Raw genomic sequence first — 21233 nt, 5'->3', positions numbered from 1 at the left:
TATTGAATTAATTAGGTTTTATCAATTTTTTGGCGTCAGCTTTTTTTACGACGCCAGCAAACTGCAAATGCAATTGAACCTCGTCAATAACTTGACGCGCGAAACGACACTACCACAACTTCAGCAAGCGCCTCCGACCTCTAACAGAAGGATCGTACAGCAGTTCCTGCGGTTCATTTCTCCCATTGTTTAGAGGGACTTAACGCTTAATGGGCTACAAATCGATGACTCTATCTCCTACGGAGCCGTCTAAACGGCTATCCGCGCGCAAACTTGCGCGCCTGATTGTCAGCGCGGTCGCCATTTCTCAGGCTATTCCCGCTCTGGCTGCAAGCCCCGTCGACGAAAAACGGGAACAGTTCGTCATATCCGCCCGCGCAGGACACTTAAAGGAAGCCATCAAAGGCCTCTCCAAGCTGTATAAGCAAACCCATGATAAAGCGGTTCTGAATGACCTGATTGCGCTCTACTCCTGGAATGGCGAACTGGATAGCGCGCTTGCGCTATGTAATCCATGCGCCCCCAAAACGCTAAATAACGACAGTGTGGCGATACTGGCCAAAGCGCAGCGCAACCAGAAAAACTTCGCCGCAGCGGCGGAACACTACCGACTCTTGACCAAACGCAGCCCGAAAAGCCGTGACGCATGGCTGGGACTGGCGCTGACCAGCGCTGAAATGGGTGAGGATATTCATGCTCAGAAAGCCATCGCCAACTACCGTGAGTTGACTCGCCCCAGCATCGAGCGCTTTGAGAACGAGCTTTACGTCATGACGGTATTGCAGGACAAGGTCGGCGAAGTCGGCGTTCTGCAGGATTACTACAACTTCTCCCCCGACAACCGGGACATTGGATTGCGTCTTTATAAAGCCGCTATTGACCTGGGCGCCGCCACCGCAGCGGAGAGAATCGTCAAAGCGCACCCTGACTGGTTCAAAGGCATCGACCATTATTGGCTTGAGTACTACAAGTCGACCCTGAATATCCGCAGCGGCGCCAAATCATCCCGTCCGGATATTCTGGATAAAGGCATTGCCGACTTGCAGGCGTTATACGACAAAGTGCCAACGAACCACGCCCTGCGCGGCAATATCGAACTGGATATTTTCTATGGGCTGGTCGTCGCCAAACGCTTTGATGAAGCCAACAAGTTGTTGCCAGCCATTGAAGCGCGACAGCCGCTTCCCGCTTATATAGAAGAAGCGCGTGCGGATTTATACGCCGCCACGCGTCGCCCCTTTAAAGCCTTGCCAATATTCAAGAAACTTTATGCACAAACGCCAACCTTGGAGCTGGGCAAGAAACTGTATTACACGCACATGGACGCCGAGCAATATGAGGAGGGCGGCGCCTTGCTGCAGAAACTGCTGGAAGATCAGCCTCCAAAGCGCTGGGATTTCACTGGCAGCTTTAAAGTCAACAATGAAAATTACCAGCAGCTGCGCGAGCAAAGCATTATTCATCAGGCTTGGAGCGGCGACCTGGATGCAGCGGAAAAGTCGTTGCAAGACGCGCTGGTGGAAGCGCCCGGCAACCCCTGGTTGTGGATGGACTTGGGCAACGTGCAGCGCTGGCAGGGCCGCTTCAGTGATGCGGAATACAGTTATCGTCGCGCCGAATCCATGCTCTCCGGCAACGCCCAAGGCAGCGCCAAGCGTAGCTTGTGGCTGACGCAATTGGAAAAAGGCGACTGGCGAGGACTTAACGCTAAACGCGAAGAGCTGAACACCGCCTATGCCGATTATGAGCAAAGAGAAATCAACAAACGCTGGAATGAAGCCTCGGCGCCTTTTCTAAGCGTCAACGCGAGCCGCGTCAAAAGCAGCAACAGTGAGCCGGATAAAGCGCAAAACTCCAGAGAATGGCGTTATGACGCACGCTTATACTCACAACGCTGGGAGGGGCAGCGCCTCTTTATTCATGACCAGAAAATGTATGGCGAATGGGAAGAGCGCGACCTCTTCGCTCGCTACTCCGGTGTCGGCGCCGATCTAAGTTTTTATCCGTTCACCTTGGAAGTGGAAGCTGGATCAGGCAGCAAGCTTAACGACAAAGCCTACTTTTGGAGCGCGGCCAGCTGGTCCCTGTTTGACGACTTGTCGATACAGGCAAGCTATCGCTACAACCCATCGGAAACACCCCTAAGAGGCCTTTACGACGGCAGCTATATGCGTCAATGGGGCCTTGGCGCCACATACAAGCTTTTCCCGGGCGCCTCTCTGGGCGCTTCCGCCTCTCTTAACGATTTTACCGACGGCAATGATCGTCAAGCCATCAGCGCCTGGCTGGAAACCCAGCTATGGCAGACGCCGCGGTACAAATTGTCCGGCGTCGTCAGCGCTGGCGGCAGCGATAACGATGACGTAGCCACCAGCTACTTTAACCCAAAATCAGACCGCAACTATGGCGCAGAGCTGCGCCACAGCTACCGCATCAAGGTGTCTGACGATTGGGACCTGGATCAGTTTCTGGAGACCAGCGTGAATCAATATCGCCAGGAAGGTTACGACCCAGCCACCGGCTGGGAGATCAGTTACAGCCAGCAATGGCGTTGGAGGGATCAGATCAGCGTCAAGCTGGGAGTGAGCCGCGACAAGGCCACTTATGACGGAGAGCCTGAAAACGGCACGTTGATTTTCGCCAATTTTGAAATGAGGTTTATGCAGTGAAAACTATCGCCCGGATAATTTTCTTAAGCCTGACGCTGCTCTCGTCACTGGTTTGGGCGCGTCCGGAAAACAGTTATGTGGTGCTGGGCTACCACGACTTTTACGACGTCAAACTCAATCCGACCAAGCGCATTTTCGCCAATACCCTGAGCCGCGACCGCTTTGTCGAGCACCTCAACTGGATCAAGCAGAACAACTATCATCCAGTGAGTTTCCAGCAGATTGTCGACGCAAAGGAAGGCAAGTCCAAATTGCCGGAAAATGCGGTGTTGCTTACCTTTGACGATGGTTATGAGTCGTTCTACACCACCGTTTTTCCCTTATTGAAACTCTACAACTATCCAGCCGTCATCGCCCTGGTGGGCAAGTGGCTGGAAGTTGAGCCAGGCAAAGAAGTGCTTTACGGGAAAACCAACCTGGACCGCAAGCACTTCCTGAACTGGGCGCAGATACGAGAAATGGAAGCCTCCGGTCTGGTGGAGTTCGCGTCCCACACTTACAACCTGCATTACGGTATTTACGCCAACCCTTTCGGCAACGAGCAGCCTGCCGCCGTCAGCCCTCAATATGACAAGGTCCGCGATGTCTATGAGAACACGGAGGACTACGACCGTCGTCTGCGCAAGGACTTCAAGACAAGTAAGAAGCAAATGACCTCACGGGGTCTCAAGTCGCCACGCATCATGGTATGGCCCTACGGAGCCTATAACAGCCATTCCATCGATATCGCTCAGGAGCAGGGTTACTCCTACACCTTTTCTCTGGACGAAGGCGTCAACATGGTGACTGACTCCGGCCTGAATGTTTATCGCTATTTGATGGACCAGGAGATCAGCCTGGAGCACTTCGGCCGCATCCTGAGAGGCGAGCCTAAGCCGCCCATGGTGAAGCGTATTCTGCATGTGGATCTGGATTATGTTTACGACCCTGATCCCCTGGTCACCCAGAAGAATATCGACAGCCTAATTGAACGGGTCAGTCGCTACAGAGTTAATACCGTATATCTGCAGGCGTTCGCCGATCCGGACGGAGATGGCGTGGCTGACGCGGTTTATTTCCCCAACCGCCATCTCCCGGTGCGCGCGGACATATTCAACCGCGTCGCCTGGCAGCTGCGCTCCCGCGCTGGCGCCCGCATTTACGCCTGGATGCCGGTTTTAGCCTTTGATATGGGCAAAAACTACAGCTACGTCACCGATGCACGCACGCAGAAGCCCGCCCCGGAGCATTACCTGAGACTCTCGCCCTTCAACGAGAAAAATATCGAAACTATCGGCGATATTTATGAAGACCTGAGTTTATACGGCAAGTTCCACGGCATTCTTTTCCACGACGACGCCTTCCTCGGTGACTTTGAAGACGCCACTCCCGACGCACTGAAACAGTATGCGGAATGGGGACTGGGGGATTCCATTGAGGCGATTCAGGCGGATAAAGATCTCGCCAAACGCTGGGCGGAATTAAAGACCCAGTACCTGATCGACCTCACTCATCGCTTCGCCAAACGCAGCGCCCGTTACTTCGCCAGCGATGGCCAACACCTGCTGCTGGCGCGCAATATGTACGCCCAGCCAATATTGAATCCCGCCAGTGAGGCTTGGTTCTCGCAAAACCTGGAGGCTTTCGCCAAAGCCTATGACCATGTCGCCGTCATGGCCATGCCCTATATGGAACAGCAGAAAAATCCCGACCAGTGGCTGCGCAAACTGGCGCAAACTGCGCTGCAGCGTATTGATCCAGACAAGCTGGTGTTTGAACTGCAGGCGAAAGACTGGCGCGACGGCTCCGCTATTCCCGCGACGGTACTCAAGCGGCAGATGCAAATCATCTCTGCGGAAGGAATCAAGAGCTTTGGTTATTACCCTGATGATTTCATCAAGGGAATTCCCGACATCAACGTCATTCGTCCAGAACTCTCGCTGAACTCCACGCTGGAGGCGGCGAAATGACCCTGGATATTCTACTGCTGTGCATCTATCTCTACCCCAGCGTCATGGCGCTGGTGTGGATCACAGGAGGGGTGTATTACTTTTTTCACTGGGAGCGCCGCTACCTGAAAAATCACCCCGATCACAAACTCAAGCTGCGTCATTATCCGCTGGTGTCGGTGATGGTGCCCTGCTACAACGAGGGCGCCAACATCAAGGAAACCATTGATAGCCTGTTGGAGCAGGACTATCCAAATTACGAAATCATCGCCATCAATGACGGCAGTAAAGACGATACCGGCGCACGCCTGGATGAAATCGCCAAGGACCATCCCAGGCTGCGCGTCATCCATCAGGAAAACCAGGGCAAAGCCGCTGCGCTGAACAATGCGCTGGAGCAGGCCAAGGGCGACTGTCTTGTCTGCATCGACGGAGACGCTCTGCTCGACCCCAATGCGCTGGTATGGATGGTGCGTCATTTCCTGAGTGAGAACGGCGTTGGCGCTGTCACAGGCAACCCAAGAGTCCGCACTCGCTCCACGATCATCGGCAAAATTCAGACAGGTGAATTCTCTTCCATCATCGGTCTGATCAAGCGGGCGCAACGCATCTACGGCACCTTGTTCACTATCTCCGGCGTTGTTTGCGCGTTCAGAAAAAGCGCTGTCCAGCAAATCGGCGGCTGGAACACCAGCATGGTGACTGAAGACATCGACGTCAGCTGGCGTCTGCAAATGGCCGGTTGGAATATCCGCTATGAACCCATGGCGCGCTGCTGGGTGCTGATGCCCGAAACTATTCGCGGCCTGTACAAGCAGCGACTGCGCTGGGCCCAGGGCGGTGCGGAAGTCTGTCTGAAATACGGCTGGCGCTGCCTGTTCCAGGGCAAGCTGCGGTTCTGGCCGCTGTTGCTGGAGTATCTCGCCAGCGTTTACTGGAGCTACAGCGTTATCGGCCTGCTTGTCTGGCGCCTGTTCACATTTTCAGAAGTTCCCACCGCGGAACAGGTGCTGACTTTTGAAGTCTGCGCCGTACTGATGATTTTTTTATGTCTGTTGCAGTTCCTGGTCAGCATCCTGATCGACCGTCACTACGACCAGGGACTGCTCAAAAACTTTCTGTGGTGTATTTGGTATCCACTGTTCTACTGGATTCTCAATATCGCCACGGTAACCATCGCAGTGCCCAAGGCCCTGTTTAGAAAGCGCAACCAACATGCAGTTTGGGAAAGTCCGGATAGAGGAGAAATTTTTCGTGGCTGAATCGACACAAAGGACACTTATTTACACACAGGCGTCACGGCGCACCAAAGGTCTCTGGTTAAGAGACGGAGCGATATCGCTTATGACCTGGATGCTGTGGGGATACCTGCTGCTACATCCTGTGTACTACTTCTTTTTCAATGACGGAGAGCTTATGTCGCCACTGCTGCAACTGTCTCTCGTCGATATCTTGGCCTGGGCCGGCGGCATTCTTGCGGTGACGCTCTCACTGTACCATCTGTGGTCGCGGGCGCATCATTGCAAATGGTGGTGGCGACGCAGGAACCTGCTCAAGCAGGCCGAAATGGAGATGCTGGGAGAGGGATAACCTTCTTTCCACACGAAGTAAACTGCGACGACTGAGCCGCAGACACAAAAAAGCCGGACACTAAGTCCGGCTTTTTTATGAGTCGCTTCCGTCAGATCAATGGAAGCTCATCAATGCAACGATCAGGCGACGCCCGGTTTACGCGCTTTAGCTGGCTCAGCTTGGCCTGCTTTTGCACGCGCTTCGGTCGCGGCTTTCTTGTTCCAGTATTCAGCGTTCTCGATGCCCAGTTTTTCTGGGTCGAAAGTGTACTCGGTCACGCCTTTCTTCTGTTGCTCTTCGTAGTCACGCAGCGCTCTCAGGGCCGGTTTGGCCATGAAGAAAATCACCACGATACCCACGATGTTTAACCACGCCATCAAGCCTACGCCGATGTCGCCCATGCCCCAGGCCAGGTCCGCAGTTTTTACCGCACCGTAGAAAGTGGACGCCATGATGGCCACTTTCAGGACGAAAACCATGCCAGGAATATTCACCGTGCGCTTGATGTACGCCACATTGGTTTCCGCGATGTAGTAGTACGCCAGAATGGTGGTGAATGAGAAGAAGAACAACGCGAATGCGATGAACGGCTTGCCAACGCCAGGCAAGGTGCTTTCAATCGCCATCTGGGTGAAAACAGGGCCATTAGCCGCAATTTCCGACGCCACATTTTGAACAAGGAAAGTCCCCTCTGCAGCGCCATGAACGTTGTATGCGCCAGTGATCAGGATCATGAACGCAGTCGCGGAACATACGAACAGAGTATCGATATAGATAGAGAAAGACTGCACCAGACCTTGTTGCGCAGGGTGCTGAACTTCCGCCGCAGCCGCCGCGTGAGGACCACTGCCCTGGCCTGCTTCGTTAGAATAAACACCGCGTTTTACACCCCAGCCAATTGCCGCGCCAAAACCAGCCATTGGAGAGAATGCATCGCCAACAATCATGCTAATGACAGAAGGCAGTTGATCGATGTTCAGCGCCACGATAACGCAAGCGATGATGATGTACGCCAACGCCATGAATGGCACTACGATTTCAGTGAACTTGGCGATACGTCTTACGCCGCCGAAGATGATGAAGCCCAGGATAAGAACGACAACAACGCCGGAAACCAGCTTCGCGAAGCTTACTTCACCGAAGAAAGAAGTGTTGATGATCGAACCGGCTCCGAATGCAGTTTCAACCGCGCTGCCGATGTTATTGGACTGAACGCCAGGAAGGAACAGACCGCAAGCGATGATAGTCGAGATCGCGAAAATCCAGGCGTACCATTTTTGGCCCATGGCCTTTTCAAAATAGTAAGCGGGGCCGCCACGATATTGGCCTTCATCTTCTTCTTTGTAAATCTGCGCCAGAGTGGACTCGATATAAGCAGTAGCCGCGCCTAAGAAGGCGACCATCCACATCCAGAAGACTGCGCCAGGACCGCCGAAACCGATAGCGGCGGCGACGCCTGCGATGTTGCCGGTGCCGACCCGGCCAGAGAGAGAGACCGCAAGGGCCTGGAAGGAGGAAATCCCTTTGTCAGAGCTTGTGCCCGAGAGGAGCAATCGCCACATTTCACCGAAATGCCTGACCTGGACAAACCTTGTCAACACAGAATAAAACAGACCCGCTCCCAGACACAGGTAGATCAGAGCTGGGCTCCAGATCAGGCCGTTCAGTTCGTTAACAATATCTTGCATCAAAAATCTCCACGTAGAGTCTCTGTCGAATCGGACGCCGCATGCTGGCTACAGATTTGGATGAGACTGTTATTTTTGTAATGAAACGCTCGTGCGTATGGGATTTTCCCGGCGTCGCTTTGGTTGACCAACCTAACGCCCTAGGCTTCCCGGCATAAAAACCGGAGCGGATTATACAGCATCTTCGCCCCGTGTCTTCAGCATGCGACGAATATCCTAACGGCGCATCGTGCAAAAGTTAGTCAGCACTTCCCGCAATTCCCCTCATCACTTAGGATGGGATATTGGCATTCAATAAGTTACGGGGGAAAGCCGAAGTGCCGCAGCAGGAGGAAAACGCGAAATTGAGCGCTCGTCAGCAAATTGAGGCGGTATATCGGTCGGAATCCCGACGTATTTTGGCGACATTAATTCGCTTATTGGGCGATTTTGATCTGGCGGAAGAAGCCATGCATGAGGCCTTCGCCGCCGCGACCGACCAATGGGAACAGGAAGGCGTTCCCGCCAGTCCGCGCGCCTGGTTAGTGTCTACAGGGCGCTTTAAAGCCATTGATCATCTACGGCGTCGCGCACGCTTTGACGCCTCATTAACCGACATCGCCGAACGGCTTTATGCGGAAGCGACAGGCGCGGAAGACAAACAGAACGAAGACATTGAAGATGATCGCCTGCGCCTGATTTTCACCTGCTGCCACCCCAGTCTGTCCACTGAGGCGCAAGTGGCGCTGACTTTACGGGAAATATGCGATCTCACCACCGAGGAAATCGCACGCGCTTTTCTTGCTTCACCCAGCACAGTGGCCCAGCGAATCGTGCGCGCCAAGTCCAAGATCCGGGACGCCCGCATTCCCTATGAAGTGCCGACCGAATCCGAGTTGCCGGAACGGCTGGAGTCCGTGCTGCACGTCATTTACCTGGTATTCAACGAGGGCTACTCCGCCTCTACTGGCGATAGCCTTACACGTAGCGACCTGTCTGCGGAAGCTATTCGGTTAGGACGCTTGTTGGTGGAGCTGCTGAAGTCTAAAGCAGAAGCCTCAGAAGCGATGGGGTTGCTGGCATTAATGTTACTCAGTGATTCCCGCCGCGCCGCCCGCGCCAATGCGCAAGGCGACCTGATTCTGCTCGACGCGCAAGATCGATCACTGTGGAATAAGGCGCAGATAGAAGAAGGCGTACAGTGGGTCACTAAAGCATTAGGCGCCCAGCGCTTTGGAGCCTACAGCCTGCAAGCGGCCATCTCCGCCGTTCACGCGGAAGCCCCCAGCGCCGAGACCACTGACTGGTCTGAAATCATTGGCCTGTACACATTACTGCTACGCATCAACCCATCGCCGGTGGTGGCGTTAAATCGCGCGGTGGCGGTGGCCATGCGCGACGGCCCGCAGCGAGGACTGGAAATCATTGACGACATACTAGCCAGGGGCGAGCTGCATGCCTACCACCTCGCCCACTCCGCCAAGGCGGACATGCATCGCCGTCTGGGACAGTTTGAGCAGGCGCGGGACGCCTATCAACAGGCGCTGGCATTAGCAAAGCAAGAACCCGAACGCCGATTTCTGGAAAGGCGTCTGGAGGAACTGGCCGTGTCATTGAAGGATGTCTAAAAAATTTTTTTCTGCAGCATGTCGATTCGCCGTATTCCCAATCGACAAGGAAGTACATCAAAGGGGATAGTTTTATTGAAGCGCCCCTGGCAATCAAAGACTGAAATAGAAATGGAGCGTCAACATGCGATTTTTGATCATACGTAAAGCAGACAAAAACACGGAAGCCGGCGTCATGCCTGGAGACGACCTGATCTCCGCCATGGGGAGCTACAATCAGGAGTTAGCCAACGCTGGAGCCATGCTTGATGGGACGGGTTTGAAGCCAAGCGACAAGGGCGCCCGAATCAAGTTTTCCGGCGGCAAGCCTACTGTATTCGACGGCCCTTTTGCGGAAACCAAAGAGCTTATCGCTGGCTACACCATGATTCAGGCGAAGTCGAAAGAAGAAGCCATTGAATGGGCGTGTCGCTGGCCAGCGCTAGACGGCGACGGAGAAGTTGAATTGGAAATTCGCCAGCTCTACGAACTGGAGGATTTCGCGCCCAGCGAAGGACTGGAGCAACATAAAACCCTGCAGGCGCAATTGTCAGCCAAACCGCCGCAGGTAAATACCTATCTATTCTTCAATGGCCAATGCAAAGAGGCTTTTGAATACTACGCGCAAGTCCTGGGGGGCAAAATCGAATATTCGGTGACTTTCGCAGAATGTCCCGACCCAACTCAGAATCCTCCAGGCTGGGAGGATAAAATCATGCACATCTGTATGACAGTCGGAGATAGAAGATTAATGGCCTCCGATACGCCTCCCGGGCGCTTTGAAGAGCCCAAAGGCTTCTTTGTGCAGCTCGATGTCAGTTCTCCTGAAGAAGCTGATCGCCTTTTCAACGCGCTGCTGGAAGGCGGTCAAGTGCGTATGCCATTACAGCAAACCTTTTGGGCCCAGCGCTTCGGCATGCTGGTGGATAGGTTCGGCACTCCCTGGATGATTAACTGCAGCCAAACAGGCTGATCATACCCCCATCCCACACAAGGAAAAGGAGACCGTTATGAGCGCGACAAATACCGTTGAGAACGAAGTTCGTCAGGCTCTGGGTAGCTGGGTGGAAGCCGCCTGCGCCAAAGACCTTGATCGCATCATGAGTCATTACGCGCCGGATGTACGCGCCTTTGACGCCATCCTGCAGTTGCAATTCGATGGCGTGGACGCTTATCGCGAACACTGGGAAACCTGCTTATCTTACACATCAGGTCCGATGATTTTTGAGGTAGAGGATTTGCGCATCGAAGCCGAGGGTAATCTGGCCGTCAGCCACTTTCTCAATCGCTGCGGCTGTGTGAATGAACAAGGGGAAGCGCAGAGTTCCTGGATGCGCGGCACCGTCTGCTATCGCCGACGCGACGGCGACTGGAAGATAGTGCATGAGCATTATTCAGCGCCCTTCAGCGTACCTGATGGCGCAGCGCTGTTTAACCTCAAACCCTGATAATGCAGGATCTGGGTGACCCAATTAGAGCAACTTTCGCCGCCCAGATCCCGACCATATAGGAAAACATCATGAAATTTCTCTGCATGGCTTATTACAACGTACAAAAGTTCGCAGAGTTGAGCGAGGCGGAAATGCAGGCCATCGTCAGCCAATGCGCTGAATACGATAACAGCCTGCGCCAAAGCGGAGCCTTGCTCGCGCAAGGCTCTCTTGCCTCGCCACCGTCTTCTTTGTGCATTCGTCCCAGCAGGAAAGGCCCCATTGTTTCAGATGGTCCATTTTTAGAAACCAAGGAGCAAATTGGCGGTTTCTTTATGGTTGAGGCAAATAGTCTGGAAGAGGCTAAAGCGCTGGCGCTAAAGCACCCCGCCGCCAATATCGGTGAAGAAATGGGCTGGGGAGTAGAGATTCGCCCAATTGATAACTTCATTACCCTTTGAATAGCACGGACGCTATTAGCGAGATTTTCGGGGTCGCAAACTACTAATCTGGAGAACTTATTATGAAATATCTGTGTCTCGTTTATTACGATGAAAACATTATTAACGCCATGACCAAAAGCGAGTGGGACTCGCTTAACGGAGAATGTATCGCTTTCGGCGATGAGGTCAGACAAAGCGGGCATTTTGTCGGCGGCAACGCTCTGCAGCCAGTGGAAACCGCCACCACCGTGCGCGTCCGTAATGGCCGCGTCACTACCACCGACGGCCCTTTCGCGGAAACAAAAGAGCAGCTGGCTGGCTTTTACATGATGGAAGCCCGCGACCTGAATGAAGCGATCCAACTCGCCGGCCGCATTCCTCCCGCCCGACTGGGAAGCATTGAAATTCGTCCCATTCGAGAACTGCAAGCGCCAGAGTCAGCCGGGTAAACCGGCGGCCTCTGGCTGATCTTAGAGGGCTCAACTAAACAGCGCTCAATGCGCAGCAACCCTTTTAACAAATAAGGCCTGATCTAGTTTGTCTAGCAAATCGCTTTCTGCATGTTGCTGAAAAGTCGGATACTGTTTGACCCCATTGTGAGCCAACAGCTTTGTATAAAAATGAGAAAACAGAAGTAACTTCAGCTCAGATGCGGTCAGTAGCCGTTCTACATAACAGGCCCAGCCCTCTTTTCCCGTCATCTCTGCATAGGTTTCCTTGAATAACAGATGCATGATCAATCGCCTTGCCTGATCATCTGGCAAAGGATCGACTCCCATGACTTTGGCCAACTCATTATGCCACGCAACAACTGATGTTATGTCCGGAACGCTTTCCATTTCCCCCATCAGGACTTACTTCCTGTTTTCTTTGCGTATCACCAGCTTGAGGCCAGACCAAACTTCATCTACTGCGCATACTTTCACGTCCACTAGGCCCATAGGCAAAGCGATGCGTCGGATTTCATCTTCCGTCATATCCGTCATCACCTTGGAGGCCTTTTTAGGCCAGGATATCCAGATCATGCTATTCTGCTTGATATGATCAACCAAGTTCCCAAGCTCTAATTCCAACTCATCACGGCTTTTAGTAAAGAAGTGGATCATGTCCAAATCAGGACGGAGCGCATCAACAAGAAGTACATGGTCAGGCAGAGGGCTAACCAGCTCTGGGTAACCAACTGGCGCATTTGACGCATAAAGCACAAAGCCTTCTTTGACGCCCAGCTTTTTAGAGAGTGGCGTCGTGGAATAACCCGCCATATATTTCCCCCGTTCATGAAATAAGGCCAGGAGCTTTGCCCTGGCCTGATCGTCAATGGCCTCAGTCGTACTGCGCCTCCCAAGTCACAGTGTAAACCGCTGTAATGCCTTGGCTTTTGGGAGCGCCAGATATGCCGTTGCCGGAGCTAAACTGAACAAGGTAATCCTTTCCTTCCTGCACAGGAATCTCCAGGTAAGAAACCCCGTCTTTAAAACCGTTTTGGGGTGTGAAATTGATGCTTTCCCGATAGCCGTTTCCTGTCACGGTGACATCCCCATCAACACTCATACACACCGCCCGTACCGGGCAGTCGACAACTAAACTGTCGATATTGAAATTCACTTTCAGCAAACCGCTGCCTGTTGCGCGAAACTTATGATTGATGGCGCCGCCGTGCCCCAAGTTGATAGAAGCGTTACTTTCTTCATCGCGCTGGACTTCGCCATCAATGGAATACCTTAATACAGCGCCGTTGTCATAGGGAGAATAGTCCAGATCGTAGCTCATGGAGGTCGTCGAGTTATTGGCGGAGGCGGTTAAATTATAGGATTGATGCACCGGCGTCGCTTCTCGGTATGTTGTGGACTCCCACTCAGATTTTCCAACCGCGTCTACCTTGGCTCTGGCGGTTGTTTTGTAGTATTCGAAGATAGTGTCCGCCGACATGGCCGGCGTGGAGATAATCGAGGCGGCCAAAGCCAGCATTGCGAATTGCGTTTTCATTAATAAAGTTCCTTTTAAGTATTAGCCTGCTATCGAGAATCAGGTATTCAGTGAGACAGCCATGACTGGCGCTGCCGAACCTGAAACCGTTCCCGACGCAGATTAACCAAGCGCTCCATGCCTGACTTGTAAAAAAGTACTGTCTATCCCGGCATGGCCATCGCCCACGCCGGGATAGATCCGCCAACGCGATTAAAATCGCACACGGTAGAACGTGGCGTACAACACGGGCACCACGCAAAGGGTCAGGATCGTGGAGAACAACAGGCCCGCCATGATAGCGATAGCCAACGGCTCCCACATTTCGCCTCCGCCCAGATACAAAGGCAACAAACCCAGCACCGTCGTCGCGGTGGTCAACAAGATCGGCCTGGTGCGTTGCTGCGCAGCGTTGATAATAGCCTGAGCATGCTCGACACCTTCCGCCAGCTCCAGATTAATACGCTCCAACAACACAATAGCGTTGTTGATGACAATCCCAGCCAGAGAAACAACGCCCAGGAAGGTCATAAAGCCCATGGCGCTGTTCAAGGCCAACAGCCCCGCCGATACGCCAATCAAACCCAGCGGAATCGTACTCAGGATAATGATCGCCTTGCGGATGGAGTTGAACTGGCCAACCATCAAAATCAGGATGACGAAGCCAGCGATAGGCAGTTTATCGACGATAGACTGGTTCGCTTTGCCGGAGCTTTCTGATTCGCCGCCCAGTTCATAGCGTGTGCTGGTCCCCCACTCTTTCTGCTGTTCTTTGAGCCAGGGTGTCAACTCCGCGAATTTCTCCGCCGCGGTGATGTCCCCCTCCAATTGAGCGCCAACGGCGACCGTCTTCAGGCCGTTACGACGAAAGATCTTCGCCGTGTCCCAAACCACTTCAATATCCGCGACCTGTGACAGAGGAACAGACTTACCAGTGGATTGCACATAGACCGACAAGGAACGAACGCCGCTGATGTTGTTACGGTTGGAGCCTTCCGCCCGCACCATTACGGGAATGATATCCTCTCCTTCCCGGTACTCCGTCAATTCCAGCCCGCTAATGCCGGCTTGCAGAGACACTGCGATATCCTGGCTGGTAACGCCTGCTCTAAGCGCCCTGGGCTGATCGATATGGATCACCAGCTTCTTGATGCGCTGCCCCCAATCATCCGTAATATTGGTCAGGCCGCCGATTTCACGCATTTTCGCTTTCAAGGCGTCAACGCGACGGAACAGCACATCCGCATCCGATCCGCTTAATCGCACTTCCACTGGATTCGCGACGGAGGGGCCATTGGCCATGGGCTTGATCGTAGCTTCAAGGTCAGGGTGATTATCCAGTGCGTAGCGACCGATACGCTCGATCAGGTCAGGTACGAGCTTGGCGTCGCTGGCGGTGACGATCATCATCGCATAGCTGCTGTTATTGGGTTTTGGGTTATAGGACAGAATGATTCTGGGGCCGGCGTTGCCAATATAGCTGGCCCACTTGGTGACGCCCTCCTTGCGCGATTCCGTTACTTTCAGATCTGACTCAATAAAGCCTTCCATATCGTTTACGACCCGGCGAGTCTCTTCTATCGCCGTGCCTTCCGGCAGCTTCAACTCCACCTGAAAATAGTTCCGATCAGAAGGCGGGAAGAATATCTTCGGCACATAACCGAATCCTTTCATAGCCACGACAAACACCAGCAGCGTAACGACAAGCGTCACCGCCCTGTTTTTCAGTAAGGTCGTCAATACGCTGCGGTAGGTGCGATAGAACATCGATCCGTAGCTTTCCTCCTGCTGGGTGACTTTGAGGAAGTACACGCACAACATGGGGACCACGGTGAGAGAAATAACCCAGGAGGCCAGCAGGGTAATCGCCACCACCTTAAACAAGGATGAGGTGAATTCACCGACATTGGACTCCGCCAGATAAATCGGCAGAAAAGCGGCGATGGTCGTCAGTGAGGCGGTCAGCAAGGGAATACGCAGCTCCATCGCGGAGTCTATGGCGGCATCTGTGGCGCTCTTGCCCTTCTCCATCAGCACCATGATGTTCTCCGCCATCACAATGCCGTTATCCACCAGCATCCCCAGCGCAATAATCAAGGCCGCCAGAGAAATCTGATCCAGTCCAATATCCAGATAAGACATTACCAGAAACGCTAACAGCATGGACAACGGAATCAGGGTGGAGACCACCAGCCCAGTTCTCAGCCCCAGAGTGAACAGCATGACAATGGAGACGACAGCAATCGCCTGCAGCAGGTTGGAGACGAAATCGCTGACTTTCTGATCCACTTCCGCAGGAGAAAAGCTGACCAAGTCAAACTCAATGCCGTAAGGGTATTGCTGCAACAGCTCGTTCATCATCGCCGAGACCTGCTCGCCCAGCTCGATGTTATTTCCGCCTTCCCGCATGGCCACCGCCACCGCCAGCGCAAATTCCCCGGATGAGTGCAGCAAGGATTCCGGCGGGTCCACGTAGCCGCGCACCACCGTGGCGATGTCTTTCAAATACATCAAACGGTTGCTGCCGGGAATATTAATGATGGTCTGCTCGATGTCTTCTACGGACTCAAAGTTGCCGCTTGGCTCAAGCGATATGCGCTCACGTCCCAGATTAAAAGAGCCGCCGGAAATAATAATGTTGCGCGTTTCCAACGCCTGCGACAGCTGGCTTGGAGACAGCCCCAACTCAGACAGACGAGAGTTATTGTATTCAACAAAAATACGCTCTTCCTGTTCACCCCAGATTTCCACCTTGGCGACATCCGGAAACCGCAGCAGCTCCGTTTTCACATCATCGGAGATCTTTTTAAGCTCTGCGTAGTTGAAACCTTCCGCCGTAATGGTCATAACAATGCCGAACACATCGCCGAACTCATCGTTCACATAGGGGCCAACGACGCCATCGGGTAGGTCCGTGGAGGTGGACTCGACTTTGCGCCGCAGGTTGTCCCAGATCGGGCGCATGTCCTTGTAGCTTTCCTTGATGTTCACCGTAACGATGGACACACCGGTACGGGATTCGCTTTTCACGAAGTCCAGCTCAGGAATTTCCTTCACCGCTTCTTCAATCTGCGAGGAAACCAGCTCCTCCACCCGCTCGGGACTGGCGCCGGGGAAGTAGGTCACCACCTGCGCCGCACGCATGACGAAGCCCGGGTCATAAGCGCGGGGCATCCCCAAGAAGGTCAGGGTTCCGGCTACAGCAATCACCAGCAGGAGAACAATCGTGAGCCGGTTATTCTCTATCGCAAGCCGTGTGATATTCACTTGCTCCCCTCCGTGGTCAGACGCACTTGCAAGCCGGAGTGCATCTTGCTCATGCCGGCGGTCACCACTTCATCGCCCTCTTCCAGGCCAGAAAGAATTTGAATACCGTTGTTCTGAATCGCCCCGGTAGTCACCGCGCGACGATTGACCACGCCGGTCGAGTCGCCTTCGTGGCTGACTGTCCACACATAACGGCCGTCACCGTCTTCCTGCACCACCTGTGGAGGAACAAAAATAGCGCCGTCCTGCGCCTTCGCTTGCGGCGGACGGCCTCTTACCGTGACGGACATGCCTGGCAAAATGTTGTATTTAGGGTTAGCTGGCATGCTGAACGTTACGTTGAACAAACGCGTCGCTTCATCCGCGCGAGAGGACACCTCTTTCAACTTAAGGGGAAAACTCTCGCCAGGAATGCTGGAGAATAATGCCTGCACCTCCGGGTCCGTCCCTTCCTGCGCGGTAATCATCAGGCTTTCAGGAATATCCACTTTCACCAATAAAGAGGAAATATCCTGCAGTGCATAAATCGGCTGCATGGCGGAGACTTCTTCATAATTCTCCACATAACGTTTGGCGATCCTGCCGCCGAATGGAGCCTTTAATTCGGTGTACTCCAGATTTCTCTGCGCGGACTCCAACGCCGCCTGGGCCGCAATATCCTGCGCCTGCAACTTGCTGAAATCCGACTGGGAAATAACGCCTTTGCCGATCAGGGATTTACCCCGCAAGAAATCATCATGAGCCTGCTGATAATCCGCCTGACGACTCTTGAGCTGAATGAGAAAGTCAGTATCGTCCAGCTTCGCCAGCACCTCCCCTTCCTTAACAATCTGCCCTTCATTCACGTTCAGACTATGCAGTTTCCCTGTCACCCGAAACCCCAACTCCGCCTTCTGCGCCGCATCCACCGTACCGGGAAATTCACGCCAGTTCGCATTCTCCACCGCTCCCACCACAAGGGTCCTGACGGGACGCAAAGGTTTCTCCTCCGTCGTCTGTTGGTCCGTTTTAGAACAACCTTGCAATACGCCAAGAGAAAGCAAAATCGCCATAAAACTGAACTTGCTTAGACTGGTCATCGTGACTCCCTAGCTGTTGATTTACTGATAAATTTAACCGGGCGGACGCAAAGAACCGCTGCGTCTTGGAATGGCGGGATTATGGCTGGTTAGGGAGAGTGGGGCCAGTTTTTAGTAAAGGTGGATGCTTATAAGCTGGCAGGTATAAACCGATTACTCTCAAAAAAGCGGGGGCGATCTACGAGCCTCTTGACGCAGTTCCGTAGCAAGTATACAGGTTTATTTTTGATAAGAACGTCTCGACAATAAACGGATAAAAAAGCCCCCGGCGGTGACTATACCGCCGAAGGCTGAGGATAGTTTACAAAGGACGGCGCTGCAGTCCTTCTTCCTCAAGTTCACGCGCGCTGTCTTTGCTGACAGACAGGCTTCTCAACATCAGAGGTGGATCTTGCGGAGCTACGCCAGTCCAGTCCTCCAGCATGGAGTAGGCTCTGCTCTTATCACGCTCGTTCAACGTGAGGATGTCAGAGCCGTGATTGCCGCCTTTCACCATAAAGGTGCGAGTGCCGCGACGGTTGGAGTCCGGGATAAAGAACGCCGCCGCCGTCCAAGGATCGATATCGCCGTAGATCATGATGACGTTTGTGCTTTTCATCGCAGCGAAACCGGCGATGTCCCACATAGCTCTGTGGTCGAAAGGTTGGGTCGGCCATTCGCTAACGTAGGCGCTGTAGTCATTCGGGTCATACATCAGCAAGTTACGCATATGGCTGGTGAGCAGACGGGGATATCCCAACTGGGTGATCGCTTGGTAGAAATAGGCTTCATACTGCTCAAGTCCCGAATCCGTAACGAAGGTCAACGGCCCCCAGGCCAGCATGAAATCGAACAGCTCCTGATCGCTAGCGTCTTTGGCGGGAATATCTTTGCAGTATTCCAGATCCCCGTACTGATAGAACTGGAAGTACAACTCGCCGATAGTCAGGTCCAGCACGCGGTCCAGACCGCCTTCCAGATTAAACTCCAGGCCGTTTTCAGTTGCGTAAGTCTGGATGTACGCCTTCATGGTTTCTCTACGCTTCAATACTTCGCGCTGATAACGCTTGAGCGTTTCACGACAGGCGCGTGGGCCGACTTCTTCCTGGAATGTCACATAGCGGGGGTCGAGACGACCGAAGCTCTGCGGAGCCACATTAGCGACGGTGCCGTCTACGTCATTGGGGAAAAAGCGGCGGTGATACATGGCTGTCATACCGCCTTTACTGGCGCCGCGAGAAATCCACTTACCACTGTAGAACGGACGAATCGCCTGCACGATGCGATGATGATCTGACGCCGCCTGCTTGATTGTCAGATACTGCCAATCCAAAGGATCTGGCCTGGACTCAGCGAAATAACGGTGTTCGATTTTCAGCTGGCTGGCGTTGAGCACTTTGGTGAGGTTGTAACGATAGGTGCTGACGGAGATGTTGTAGCCGTTCGTGGCCAAAACCATCGGCGCTTCAGCAGACTTGTGCAACAACACCATACGTTGCTTGAATGTCCCCATGGCGGGATTATCGTGATCAACTGGCTGCTCGTAGCGAATCAGAATGTAGCGATAGCCTTCCGGCGGATTGTCCAGCTCTTCCGCCTCCATTCCCGGCACCCCATTGAGGTATTCCAGAATGTCTTGGTCGGGCGCTTGATTGGCGTAGCCGGCGCTGGATAGAAAAAGGGAGATGAGAAACGCGAAAAATAACGAATAAGGTGATTTATTAAGCATATCCTTTGTCGCCTTGAAAAATGAGTTCCTTTTCCAGGCATGGAGACGGCTGTTTTTAAACCTGCTCCGAGGCGGCTCTAACGCGCTAAACGCCCGTCGTTCCTGCAAGAGTGGTTAGATTATTATTCTTAAGATTAAGAATCCTCAGCTGATCCGTGCCCGGGATTTATTATTGAGAGTAGGGTCCTTGGTTGTCTGGGTAGCCATGCTCCTTTAGCTGCGCGATAGGAACGCCATTATAGCCATGAAGAACGACGGATTTAAACGAGTAAGTCAGTAAGCGGCCGCATACCGTCGCGGCTGCTTCATGATGAGCAGGTTAGGCAAATGCCTCCCGCCCAGTCCGGCGGCGCTTCGGCGTATCGCTCTGCGCCGGGTTGTGCGTTGAAAGGATTTTTAACGATGCGAAGCAGGTTTTGCACCAACAGGTAATCGCCCTGATGCGCTTCCCGGATGGCTTCTTCGAGCATGTAGTTACGCAAAATATACTCTGGATTAACCTGTTGCATTGCGAGTGTCCTGTCCGGGACAGAGGTGGTGGAAGCGTCAACCTGTTTTCGATATTCACTCTTCCAGTTTGCAAAAGCGCGGCTATCGCAACTCAGATCAGACATGAATGCCAGACTGCTTTCGCTGCCGTCGTAATGACTCAGGGCGCGCATAAAGCGATTCATGTCAGTGTAGTGAGACGTAAAAAGGCTAAGAAGTTGGTCTATGAGTCGACGTTGCTCGCCATCTTGAGTCCCCTGAGTCGTCGCGCTGAAGCCCAGACGCTGCGCCATTTTGCCGTAAAAGGCGGCGCTGTAGCGCTCGGCGAAACCATCAAGCGCTGACTTTAAATCTTCCAACGGAATCAACGGCAGTAACGCTTGAGCCAAGGCGGAGAGGTTCCACAAAGCAATACCGGGTTGTTGCTTGAACGCGTAACGCCCAGCGGTATCGTTTTTGTTGCTGATGAAATTGGGATCGTAACTGTCGAGAAAAGTGAAAGGGCCGTAATCAAAGGTTTCTCCGATGATAGACATGTTGTCCGTATTCATCACCCCATGTACGAAGCCATAGCTTTGCCATTGCGCAACTAAATCAGCCGTGCGGTCGCGGATTTCATTGAACATGGCAAGGTAGGGATTGTCCATTTCTTGCAAGCCGGGGAAATAGCGCTCAAGACAATAGTCCGCTAATAGTTTGAGGTCATCATGCTGGCCCAGATAATAAAAGTGCTCGAAGTGACCAAAACGAATATGGCAAGGGGTGACTCGTAACACCATGGCGCAGGGCTCCATACCGTTACGCATGGTGTATTCCTCACTGCCCACCAGACATAACGCACTGGTGCTTGCTATGCCCAGGCCGCTCATGGCGGCGCTGACCAAATACTCCCGAATACTGGAGCGCAGCACGGCGCGACCGTCGCCGAAGCGGGAGTACGCTGTGCGTCCGGCGCCTTTCAGGTGCAGATCCAGGCGGCGGTTTTCCGTGGTCACCACCTCGCCCAACAGTAGGCCGCGTCCATCTCCCAGTTCCGGGTTGTAATGTCCAAACTGGTGCCCTGCGTATTTCATCGCAATGGATTCGCCAGCCTCAAGAGCGCCGCCGCCACCGCAATAGCGCGGCAGTTCTTCCGGATTAATGTGGCGCCGATCCAGCCCGAGAGTCTCCGCCACGTCTCCGTTGAAGCTGATCAAATGCGCGTCTTGCAGTGGTGTCTGCGCTACTTTTTGATAGAAGTGCGAAGGCAGACGGGTGTAGCTGTTGTCGAAGGTTAGGGCGTTCAGGGACTTGGCGACGGACGACATATGCAGACTCAGAATGGGCATGGGGTGATGGCGCTTACCTTAACATAAGCGCATTTTTCGCGCGCCCCTCCGGGAAAAACAACTAAGTAAATTTAACTTGGT

The 21233-nt window shown here is 53.4% G+C and carries 17 protein-coding genes; 9 read left to right on the top strand and 8 right to left on the bottom strand.

Translation table 11 applies throughout. The features are described from left to right. The first annotated feature begins 224 nt into the window (after positions 1-224). The 4 genes from pgaA (at position 225) to EUZ85_RS08100 (ending at position 6187) form a co-directional block, all read left to right on the top strand. A complete protein-coding gene (pgaA, locus tag EUZ85_RS08115; RefSeq protein WP_164887203.1) occupies positions 225-2669 on the top strand; it encodes a poly-beta-1,6 N-acetyl-D-glucosamine export porin PgaA in 2445 nt (814 codons plus the stop codon). Continuing rightward, a complete protein-coding gene (pgaB, locus tag EUZ85_RS08110; protein ID WP_127968819.1) occupies positions 2666-4618 on the top strand; it encodes a poly-beta-1,6-N-acetyl-D-glucosamine N-deacetylase PgaB in 1953 nt (650 codons plus the stop codon). Before pgaA ends, pgaB begins: the two co-directional genes overlap by 4 nt. Continuing rightward, positions 4615-5859, top strand: a complete 1245-nt coding sequence (gene pgaC, locus EUZ85_RS08105; protein ID WP_127968818.1) for a poly-beta-1,6-N-acetyl-D-glucosamine synthase — start codon at positions 4615-4617, stop codon at positions 5857-5859. Before pgaB ends, pgaC begins: the two co-directional genes overlap by 4 nt. 82 nt (positions 5860-5941) lie before the next feature. Next, positions 5942-6187, top strand: a complete 246-nt coding sequence (locus tag EUZ85_RS08100) for a hypothetical protein (protein ID WP_241566993.1) — start codon at positions 5942-5944, stop codon at positions 6185-6187. A 122-nt stretch (positions 6188-6309) separates the two neighbouring features. Here EUZ85_RS08100 and EUZ85_RS08095 read toward each other — a convergent pair whose 3' ends face one another. Next, on the bottom strand, positions 6310-7857 hold the full coding sequence (locus EUZ85_RS08095) for a sodium:alanine symporter family protein (protein ID WP_127968816.1): 1548 nt from the start codon (positions 7855-7857) through the stop codon (positions 6310-6312). Positions 7858-8141: 284 nt separating this feature from the next. Between EUZ85_RS08095 and EUZ85_RS08090 the strand changes: the two genes are divergently transcribed. The 5 genes from EUZ85_RS08090 to EUZ85_RS08070 all read left to right on the top strand — a co-directional run bounded on the left by EUZ85_RS08090 (position 8142) and on the right by EUZ85_RS08070 (position 11765). Beyond that, a complete protein-coding gene (locus EUZ85_RS08090; RefSeq protein ID WP_241566992.1) occupies positions 8142-9464 on the top strand; it encodes an RNA polymerase sigma factor in 1323 nt (440 codons plus the stop codon). A gap of 124 nt (positions 9465-9588) precedes the next feature. Then, positions 9589-10416, top strand: a complete 828-nt coding sequence (locus EUZ85_RS08085) for a YciI family protein (RefSeq protein WP_127968815.1) — start codon at positions 9589-9591, stop codon at positions 10414-10416. Between the two features lie 37 nt (positions 10417-10453). After that, positions 10454-10891, top strand: a complete 438-nt coding sequence (locus EUZ85_RS08080) for a nuclear transport factor 2 family protein (RefSeq protein WP_127968814.1) — start codon at positions 10454-10456, stop codon at positions 10889-10891. Between the two features lie 71 nt (positions 10892-10962). Beyond that, positions 10963-11334, top strand: a complete 372-nt coding sequence (locus tag EUZ85_RS08075) for a YciI family protein (RefSeq protein WP_127968813.1) — start codon at positions 10963-10965, stop codon at positions 11332-11334. A gap of 62 nt (positions 11335-11396) precedes the next feature. Continuing rightward, positions 11397-11765 carry a YciI family protein gene (locus EUZ85_RS08070; protein WP_127968812.1) on the top strand — a complete coding sequence of 123 codons (369 nt, stop codon included), beginning with the start codon at positions 11397-11399 and terminating at the stop codon, positions 11763-11765. Positions 11766-11810: 45 nt separating this feature from the next. Here EUZ85_RS08070 and EUZ85_RS08065 read toward each other — a convergent pair whose 3' ends face one another. The 7 genes from EUZ85_RS08065 to EUZ85_RS08035 all read right to left on the bottom strand — a co-directional run bounded on the left by EUZ85_RS08065 (position 11811) and on the right by EUZ85_RS08035 (position 21152). Then, positions 11811-12164, bottom strand: a complete 354-nt coding sequence (locus tag EUZ85_RS08065; RefSeq protein ID WP_127968811.1) for a hypothetical protein — start codon at positions 12162-12164, stop codon at positions 11811-11813. Positions 12165-12170: 6 nt separating this feature from the next. Next, complete coding sequence (locus tag EUZ85_RS08060; protein WP_127968810.1) at positions 12171-12578, bottom strand: DUF3052 family protein; 408 nt, start codon at positions 12576-12578, stop codon at positions 12171-12173. Positions 12579-12639: 61 nt separating this feature from the next. Further along, the gene (locus tag EUZ85_RS08055; RefSeq protein ID WP_127968809.1) at positions 12640-13302 is read right to left on the bottom strand and encodes a hypothetical protein; all 663 of its coding nucleotides are present in this window, start codon (positions 13300-13302) and stop codon (positions 12640-12642) included. 192 nt (positions 13303-13494) lie between these two features. Beyond that, a complete protein-coding gene (locus EUZ85_RS08050; RefSeq protein WP_127968808.1) occupies positions 13495-16548 on the bottom strand; it encodes an efflux RND transporter permease subunit in 3054 nt (1017 codons plus the stop codon). After that, positions 16545-17627 (bottom strand): efflux RND transporter periplasmic adaptor subunit, encoded by a 1083-nt coding sequence (locus EUZ85_RS08045; RefSeq protein ID WP_127968807.1) that lies wholly within the window; start codon positions 17625-17627, stop codon positions 16545-16547. Before EUZ85_RS08045 ends, EUZ85_RS08050 begins: the two co-directional genes overlap by 4 nt. Before the next feature lie 301 nt (positions 17628-17928). Then, entirely contained in the window at positions 17929-19335 is a 1407-nt protein-coding gene (locus tag EUZ85_RS08040) for a S28 family serine protease (protein ID WP_127968806.1), read from the bottom strand. Positions 19336-19640: 305 nt separating this feature from the next. Beyond that, positions 19641-21152 carry a YdiU family protein gene (locus tag EUZ85_RS08035; protein WP_241566991.1) on the bottom strand — a complete coding sequence of 504 codons (1512 nt, stop codon included), beginning with the start codon at positions 21150-21152 and terminating at the stop codon, positions 19641-19643. Positions 21153-21233 lie beyond the last annotated feature (81 nt).

The sequence above is a fragment of the Hahella sp. KA22 genome, from assembly GCF_004135205.1.
GTDB lineage: Bacteria > Pseudomonadota > Gammaproteobacteria > Pseudomonadales > Oleiphilaceae > Hahella.
Note: the sequence above shows the minus strand (reverse complement) of the source record. Positions and strands in the feature narration are given on the sequence as shown.